Here is a 260-nt window from a genome sequence, read left to right on the forward strand (position 1 = left end):
ACTAACGACACGCGACACTAGTACTTCGGCGTCCGTATCAAGCCGCCACACTGCCCACACCGCGTGGCGCAGGTCTTCGAAGGTCACGTCGAGGCGGATCCAATCATCCAGCTCCGGTTCCTCGGCCCGGACAGCGCTGGCATTCTCCAGCAGTTCCTCACGACGTGAGGTCTTGATGCGGACGACGACGGGGATGTGTTTCTCGGAGAGGAACTGTGCGGTGCGCTCGGCCCAGATGCGGTCGAGATCGACCTGCGCGG

At 63.1% G+C, this 260-nt stretch carries 1 protein-coding gene; it reads right to left on the minus strand.

Annotated elements, in window-relative coordinates; all coding sequences use genetic code 11:
• On the minus strand, positions 1–260 hold a 260-nt coding region (locus H483_RS0119510), incomplete at both ends, for a WYL domain-containing protein (protein ID WP_031264837.1).

Origin of the sequence: Dietzia sp. UCD-THP (assembly GCF_000349585.1) — a bacterium.
GTDB lineage: Bacteria > Actinomycetota > Actinomycetes > Mycobacteriales > Mycobacteriaceae > Dietzia > Dietzia natronolimnaea_A.